The organism is Brachyspira pilosicoli, assembly GCF_008016535.1.
Classification (GTDB): domain Bacteria; phylum Spirochaetota; class Brachyspiria; order Brachyspirales; family Brachyspiraceae; genus Brachyspira; species Brachyspira pilosicoli_A.
The window spans coordinates 61,479-69,489 of sequence record NZ_SAXY01000035.1 but is presented as its reverse complement, the minus strand read 5'-3'; the positions used below and the strand labels follow the sequence as shown (position 1 = coordinate 69,489).

Below are 8,011 nucleotides of genomic sequence, written 5' to 3'. Positions count from 1 at the left end.
AATTAAAAGAATATACACATTTTTATAACAATCAAAGATTGATTTCTTCGTTAGGTTATATTACAATCAAAGAAAGAATCAAAAATATTATAGCAAGTAAAAGTACAATATCTATGGCTCCATGACATAAAAAAAGAAAAAAATTTTAATAAAGCACTATTATCACTTACTATAGATAAAAAAAACATTAAGTGAAAAAGAATATAATCTAAAATATGGAGAATTAAATTGATTGATAAAGATTTAATTATAAATAAAGAAGATTATTTAAAAAAAGAAGTTATAAGTGTATTAAGAGAAAAATTAAATTCTATTAATAATGATAATATTGATAGTTCTATATTAGAAATAGATAAAATATTAAAAGAATTTAATATTTTAAATGAAAGCAATATTAATATTGAAGAAAATATACTGAACAATGATAGCATTGAACATCTTATACATTTAATAAAAAATACCAAGAGCTATAATTTAGAAAATACTTCATTTATAGCTTTAAAAGACTTCTTAAAAAATTCACTAATTACTATAGGAGCGGAAAGTTCTGCTGGAAAAACCTCCTTTGCAAGCCAGCTTGCTTTAGAAATATTAAAAAATAATGATGATAGTATACTAACATTTTATTCCTTAGATGATAGTAAAATTTTTCTTATAAAAAAAATGATATTACAATTAATAAATAATAATAATGAAAGTGATTTTATCAAATTAGTCAATAAAAATAAAAATGATTTAAATGTATTATTAAGCGGAAGAATTGCTATATTCGAAAAATTAAATATATATAATATATATTCTGAATTATTAAAAATAAAAAAGAATGCTATTGATAAATTAAAGATAAAAGAACCTAGAATAATAGTTATTATAGATTATTTACAAATAATAGATCATGATAGTAAAAATTTAAGAGAGGGATTAAATAAAATCTGTTCATATTTAAAATATATACAAAAAGAATTTAATTGTATGATGATACTTTTAAGTCAATTCAACAGATCAAAAGAAGCAAACATTAATACTTTAATAAGATATAGGGAAACTAGTGAAATAGAAAATATTTCTGATTTATGTATTAATTTAGAGAGTATAGAAAATCAAGATAATTATAATACAAAATTATATATTGTTAAAAATAAATCAGGAGAAAAAAATAAAGTATTTACTAGTTTTAGGAATATTTATACATTTAGTAAATTTGAAGAACATAACAATATCATATCAACTCCAAATAAAATATATATAAGTAATAACGATAAATATGAAGAATATAATACAGAAAATATTGATGATCTTATATTTTAATAAATTCTAATGGTATTACTTTATTACAATATTATATTACAATTATATATACTTATTATAATAAAGTATTATAATAGTATTACTTTATTATAATATATTTTAATTGATAATTTCAAATTTTGGAATATTTGTTTTTTCTCTATGTAATGATACTACAATGGAATCGCTTTTTATTTTTAAAGCATAAGGTAAAATATTAATTTTATCTATTAAACCATCAGAAGCCATTTGATTAAATAATTCTAATCCTTTTTTGATAAAATTATAAGCTTTAGATTTATCTTTTAGAAAAATATGATCTCCTTTTACTTGAGTATTTTGTCTAAAACATTTTTTTATAATATCTTTAAAATCATACTCTATTTCAGCACTTTTTCCATTATCATGAAGACTTAAATACAGAAATAATTGTCTATAATTAATAGACTTGCCAAAATTTCCATATTTTGTAAATTTAGGATCATTCTTATATTTATTAATACTATGAACTATTTTAGCCTGTAACTGAGAAGGTATTCTTATGTATCCTTCTGTTCCTCTTGCTCCTAATAAACAATTCCAAATAGGTTTTAAGAATTCTATAGCATAATAATAAACTTCTCCATTAATATTTTTTAAATTCTCTATTTTATTATTGATATCTTTATTTATAATACTAAATCTTATAGCATCTGTATGTATTGAATGCGTAGCATTTAGAGGATACACTTTAGGTTTTACAGGCATTCCATATTTATCTAACTTATTAAGAGTACGGTAAATATCTACCTCCAATATCTTTCTCTGTTCTTGAAATTCTCCTAAAGCAACATTAAAAAAACTATTTTTATATATTAAATAATGTGTTTCTAAATTATTATTTTTTCTATGTATATATTTATCATCTTTATAAAAAGTACACATATAATTAATAAAATCTATTACATAAGGATAAGCACCATTTAAATTAAAATACTCATCTTTTAATATTCCAAGTTTTTTTTCTATTTCTTTTTTTTGTGATTGAGAAATATCATATTTTGTTAAAGTTTCTGCTTTTGCTATTAATCTTGGAACATTGATTGGTTTATTAATAAATTTATTTTTTGATATACTTTTAGCCATAATACAATACCTTTGATATTAATCATATCAAAAAAATGTTTAGGAGCCACAGATATTGCACGTTTTTTTAGTTTAAAAAAAGCAGGTATTCCTTATAATATAAATAGCTCAAATTTAAAGGAATACCTATAAAAGAATATACTTCAAATTAGCAAAAATATAGTATTAATTATTAACAGAGTAAAAAATAAAAAAAGCACAAGATTTAATATTAGAAATTATTATTAAATGACTTTTAGACATTCGTACAGTAAAAAAATTCTGATAATACTATTGATTTTATAAAAAGTCTAATAGAATAGAATTTATTTATCATAAACATTTATTTGATACAGAACATTTATTGGATATATTTTGTAAGAAAAATCATATTAAAAGAGTTTATAATCCAGTCGCTTCTCCTTAGTATAATAGAATAGTTGAGAATACACAAACATAAGAGCAAAAAGAACTTTATGATTTTTGAACTAAAGAATTAACTTTAGAAAAAGCAAATAAAAAGCTACAAAAATAATAATCATTTTTGGAATTATAAAAGAATACATTCTGCTTTAAATTATGATATGTCTTTTGTTTACTTTGAGAAATTAAAGAATATCTAAATGCAATATGTTTCGCTTCACTACATAACAAATTATTTACTCTAATTAACGAAATTTCAATAAAATTGACAAAGCATATAATACTGTTATAATTATAAAATAATGCCAACCTAGCCCAGTTGGTAGAGCAACGCATTCGTAATGCGTGGGTCGTGGGTTCGATCCCCATGGTTGGCTTTTTAATTTGTAAAATATTTTTAATAATTAATGCACCAATAATAAAAATATAACTGCAAAACATAATATGAAAGAATTTGAACTTATAGAAAAAATAAAACAACTATCAAATAACTTTAATAAAACTTCAAACATCAATATAGGTGATGATTGTGCTGTGTTAAAAAATATTAGCGATAAAAAAGATATTCTTGTAACAACAGATATATTAGTTGAAAATATACATTTTAGTCTTAAATATTATTCTTTTTATGATGTTGGCTATAAATCTGCACAAGTTAATATTAGCGATATTATATGTAAGGGGGCTTTTCCTAAGAGTGTGTTTGTATCATTGTCTATACCAAAAAATATTACAGAAGAAAATATTTTACAATGGTATGACGGTTTTTTAGAAGCATGCAAACCATTTAATATTGAAATTGCAGGAGGGGATACCACTAGTTCAAATAATGATTTTTTTATATCTATAACATTAATCGGAGAAATAGAAAAAAATAAAGCAATACTTAGAAGCACAGCAAAAGATAATGATAATATTTATGTTTTAGGAATTGTTGGCGAAAGTGACTTAGGATTAAAAAAACTATTATCTGACAATTATAGCTATGATGATGAAAGTGTAAAAACTCATTTAAGACCAAAACTTTTTTTTAATGAGTGGCAAGAAATAATAAAAAAATACAAAATAAACTCTTCTATAGATATTAGCGATGGGCTCTTACAAGATTTATCTCATATAGCAGAGAAGTCTAATTTGTATGCTAAAGTATTTGAAGAATCTAATTGGCAAAAGGTTAATAGATTTTTTAATAATAATAACAAAGAAGTATTAACATCAATACTCACTGGCGGAGAGGATTATGCCGTGTTATTTACAACTGATGACAATATAGAAGAAAAAGATAATCTTATCAAAATAGGAAAAATAACATCATTAAATCAAGAAAATAGAGTTTTGTTTATAGATAAAAATAACAAAGAAGTAAATTTTAAATATAAAGGATACAATCATATTTAAAATTTACTATTAGCAATTTTATCTAAAGCATATTTTTTGTATTTTTCCCTAAGAGTTATAGAAGGTATCCACCAAGCAATAGAAAATACTTTTTTCTTTATAGATTCTATCTTGTCTATATAAACATTATAATCATCATAAGTTTTCATTATATAAACATTATAAGAATAGAATGCATATTTTTTTCTATCTATTTCAACATCAAGTTCTTTCATTAAGTTATGACAAAGTTTATAAAACTCATTTTTATTGTCTGCTTTATAATTATTAAAAGTATGAAGCAAAGAAAAGAAATTATAATAATTACAATCTATAAGTAATTCCTTCTTATTTTCTTTATAATAATTAAAAACATTTTCAAAAACCTCTAATATTGCTAAAGGCATATTTTTAGTATAAGAAACATTACCTGCTAAAGAAGTACTTCTTTGTAAATAATAATATTTAGCATTATTATTATAATACATTTTTGGATTATAAACTAAAAACCTATAAAACATATCCACATCTTCAGCTAATCTATATTTAGAATATAGTAATTTATGTTTTATTAAAAAATTTTTCTTATACAATTTATTCCAAGCAACAACCAAAGGATATTCAGGCGTATTTTCTTTTTCTGAAGTATTAACATTAAAATTACTAATGCCTTCAATATAAGAGTTTTTAAATTTCTTCTTCCATATGTTTAATCTATTATGATAATAATGCTTTATATTGTTAGCAGCTTCATTAAATGTATATATATTATTTGTAAAAACTATATCAGCATCATTTTTTAAAGCAGTATTATATAACTCTTCAATAAAGTTTTCAGACACAAAATCATCAGAATCTATAAATGAAACATAATCTGCCCTGCTCTCTAATAAACCGCTATTTCTTGAGAAACCTAATCCCTGATTTTCTTTATGATTAATAATCTTTATTCTGCTATCTTTATTTATATATTCTTTGATAATACTTTCAGAGTTATCAGTAGAACAATCATTCACACAGATTATCTCTATATCTTTTAAAGTTTGATTGACAACACTATCCAAACATTTTTTTAAATATTTCTCAACATTATAAATTGGTAAAACAACAGAAACTTTCGGCATTATAAATATCTCCTATTATTGATAATTAGCATATATATCTACTATTTTTAGTAAAACCTCAGTCATCTTCTCTAAAGATTGAACAGGAATATATTCAAATCTGCTATGGAAATTCTCACCCCCTGCAGATAAATTAGGACAAGGCAAATTTCTAAATGATAGCCTAGCCCCATCAGTGCCTCCCCTAATAGGAACTATTCTTTCTTTTACACCGCATTCATTAAAAGCCTTCTTAGCATTCTCTATTAAATGCATATGAGGAAGTATTTTTTCTTTCATATTGTAGTAGCTGTCTTTAATCTCAATTTCAAATGTGTTTTCACCATATTTTTTATTCAAAAACTCGCAAATATTTTTTATAAACTCTTTTTTATTTTCAAACTTTTCTCTGTTATGATCTCTTATTATATACTCAAGTTTGGCATTTTCTTCATTTCCTTCTATAGATGATAAATGATAAAACCCTTCATAATTTTCTGTATATTCAGGCTTTTCATTTTGAGGAAGCATATTGTTAAACTCAATAGCAAGAAGCAAAGCATTTTTCATTTTATTTTTAGCATAACCAGGATGAACATTGACTCCATTAATAATTACATTACAAGAAGCAGCATTAAAGTTCTCGTATTCTATTTCTCCTAATTCTCCTCCGTCTACAGTGTAAGCAAAATCAGCTCCAAACCCTTCTACATTAAAATACTCTATTCCAGAACCTATTTCCTCATCTGGAGTAAATGCTATTTTTATTTCACCATGTTCTATACTTTTATCTTTCATTATAGTTTCAGCCATAGTCATAATTTCAGCAATACCTGCCTTGTCATCAGCACCCAAAAGAGTTGTACCGTCTGTTACTATTAAATCATAACCTATATATTTATTTAAATTATTAAAATCTTTAGCACTAAATATTATGTCTTTTTCTTTATTTAAAACTATGTCTTTTCCATCATAATCTTTTATTATATTAGCCTTTATATCTTTTCCGCTAACATCTTCAACAGTATCTAAATGAGCAATAAAACCTATTTTTGGTTTGTTTTCTTTTCCTTTAGTTGCGGGAATTGTAGCATATACAAAAGACTTCTCATCAATATAAGAATTATCAACCCCTAAATCTTTTAATTCTTTTAATAAATATTCAGCAAACACCCTTTGCCCCATAGAACTTGGAGTTTTATTATTATTAGCAGATGATGATGAAGTGTCAAAAGTAGTGTATTTTATAAATCTTTCATGAGCTTTCATAATATTATCCTAAAAATTAATATTTATATATTATCAGAAAAGAATAAATATTCAATATATTGTTTAATTGATATTTTAATTTGTTTATGTTATACTTTTTAAAAATAAATGAATATATTGATAATTTAATAAATATGTATGCAACACAACACAACACAACACAACACAACACAACACTAATTAAAATACTATTTATAATTATTATTTATTCATCAATAAGCCTAAATGCACAAACAACAAATACCAACTCCGCTAAATACGGGGTTTTAAGTGCATCATTAGAATTAACAGCATACGGCAGAATGAGCGATTTAATAGAGCAAACAGGAAACGAAGATACATTAGGTGTACTTCTTTATGGAGATTTGCATTATATAAAAGAATATAAATATGCATCTATTGAAGCAAATATCAACGCAAGATTTTATGAGCCATTATCTCATAAAGCAAGGTTTTATAAAGATATGTCGCCTCCTGTTTTCGATTTTTCTAAAATGAATCTATTTGTAAATTTTAAATATATAGGCATAAGAGCTGGAGTATTAGAGCCATACACAAAAAATATACCTATGACATCATATTTCCCTACACTATTTTACTTTAACACAGTAAGCAGCAACAAAGCAACTGTATTATCAGGGCCAAGAGATATGCCTATAGGCTATGAAACACAGCTTATACCAAGATACGATACAGGGCTTATGATAGAGTCATCATTTTACGGGGTGTTTATTGGAGTTGGTATGGTTAATGGAGAGATGGGGCTTGATGCTAATTCTTCTAAAGGGTTAATGGCTAAAATATCATACAGTAATGACTATATAAATACTGGAGTGGCTGGAATAGTGACAGAATTAGGCTCTATACCTATAAAAGAATGGGGAGATAGTGTTAATGCTTTTTTCTATTTTAGAAATGGAATAGATGGAAGATTTACTGTTGGTATAGAAGGCTTTTGGTTTAGACATGGAATAAGAAGATATAATGAATATTTTCCGGGAGAAAATAATACAAATAAACATCACTATAATGAAGGGTATTATACTGATTTTTCTGTGCAGACATTTAATGGAAATAAACCTTATTATGCTATGAGCGGTTTTCTTTTCTTTGAGGCGAGAAGATTATGGATTATAGATATTACAGCACATGTTGGAGTATATGATAATAATATTTATTCAAACAGTGAAGATATTTTTCAGCCTAAATATAGAGCATTTTTAAAACTCACTTTTAATGTTACAGAAGATTTTAAAATTATGATTTCAGATACATTTACTTACGATCCTGTGTATAAAAATAATTATCAATACTATGAGCTTGAAGATAGATATCAAGTAGGTGTAATATCTTATGAGGCAAAAGATGGCGGGCATTATACTGTAGACAATGATTTTTATATAGGTTTGAGTTTTAAGTTTGGAGGAGTTTGGGGTAAATAAATATAA

Annotated in this window: 6 protein-coding genes, 1 tRNA gene and 1 pseudogene; 5 read left to right on the top strand and 3 right to left on the bottom strand. The window is 24.3% G+C overall.

Translation table 11 applies throughout. The features are described 5' to 3' along the window. Positions 1-228: 228 nt before the first annotated feature. Positions 229-1,308, top strand: coding sequence for a DnaB helicase C-terminal domain-containing protein (locus EPJ72_RS05730; RefSeq protein WP_242004935.1), 1,080 nt, complete (start codon positions 229-231; stop codon positions 1,306-1,308). A 99-nt stretch (positions 1,309-1,407) separates the two neighbouring features. On the opposite strand, the gene EPJ72_RS05725 is transcribed toward EPJ72_RS05730, so the two are convergent. Beyond that, the gene (locus EPJ72_RS05725) at positions 1,408-2,412 is read right to left on the bottom strand and encodes a hypothetical protein (RefSeq protein WP_147731248.1); all 1,005 of its coding nucleotides are present in this window, start codon (positions 2,410-2,412) and stop codon (positions 1,408-1,410) included. Positions 2,413-2,704: 292 nt separating this feature from the next. Here EPJ72_RS05725 and EPJ72_RS13425 point away from each other — a divergent pair. From EPJ72_RS13425 to thiL, 3 genes and pseudogenes are all read left to right on the top strand, one after another. Next, positions 2,705-3,014, top strand: a pseudogene (locus tag EPJ72_RS13425) (transposase); the annotation flags it as partial. Between the two features lie 104 nt (positions 3,015-3,118). Continuing rightward, a tRNA-Thr gene (locus tag EPJ72_RS05715) sits at positions 3,119-3,191 on the top strand. 67 nt (positions 3,192-3,258) lie between these two features. Further along, entirely contained in the window at positions 3,259-4,212 is a 954-nt protein-coding gene (gene thiL, locus EPJ72_RS05710) for a thiamine-phosphate kinase (protein WP_147731247.1), read from the top strand. Here the strand turns inward: thiL and EPJ72_RS05705 are convergent. Continuing rightward, positions 4,209-5,315, bottom strand: a complete 1,107-nt coding sequence (locus tag EPJ72_RS05705) for a glycosyltransferase family 2 protein (protein ID WP_147731246.1) — start codon at positions 5,313-5,315, stop codon at positions 4,209-4,211. The genes thiL and EPJ72_RS05705 overlap by 4 nt on opposite strands. A gap of 15 nt (positions 5,316-5,330) precedes the next feature. Beyond that, on the bottom strand, positions 5,331-6,563 hold the full coding sequence (pepT, locus tag EPJ72_RS05700; protein ID WP_147731245.1) for a peptidase T: 1,233 nt from the start codon (positions 6,561-6,563) through the stop codon (positions 5,331-5,333). An 86-nt stretch (positions 6,564-6,649) separates the two neighbouring features. On the opposite strand from pepT, the gene EPJ72_RS05695 reads away from it, so the two are divergent. Continuing rightward, complete coding sequence (locus EPJ72_RS05695; RefSeq protein ID WP_439897264.1) at positions 6,650-8,005, top strand: hypothetical protein; 1,356 nt, start codon at positions 6,650-6,652, stop codon at positions 8,003-8,005. Positions 8,006-8,011: the final 6 nt, after the last annotated feature.

What these genes read in the sequence shown, in the direction of transcription:
- thiL (WP_147731247.1), top strand. Translation starts at nt 3,259, where the DNA reads ATGAAAGAATTTGAACTTATAGAAAAAATAAAACAACTATCAAATAAC.
- EPJ72_RS05695 (WP_439897264.1), top strand. Translation starts at nt 6,650, where the DNA reads ATGTTATACTTTTTAAAAATAAATGAATATATTGATAATTTAATAAAT.
- pepT (WP_147731245.1), bottom strand. Translation starts at nt 6,563, where the DNA reads ATGAAAGCTCATGAAAGATTTATAAAATACACTACTTTTGACACTTCA.
- EPJ72_RS05725 (WP_147731248.1), bottom strand. Translation starts at nt 2,412, where the DNA reads ATGGCTAAAAGTATATCAAAAAATAAATTTATTAATAAACCAATCAAT.
- EPJ72_RS05705 (WP_147731246.1), bottom strand. Translation starts at nt 5,315, where the DNA reads ATGCCGAAAGTTTCTGTTGTTTTACCAATTTATAATGTTGAGAAATAT.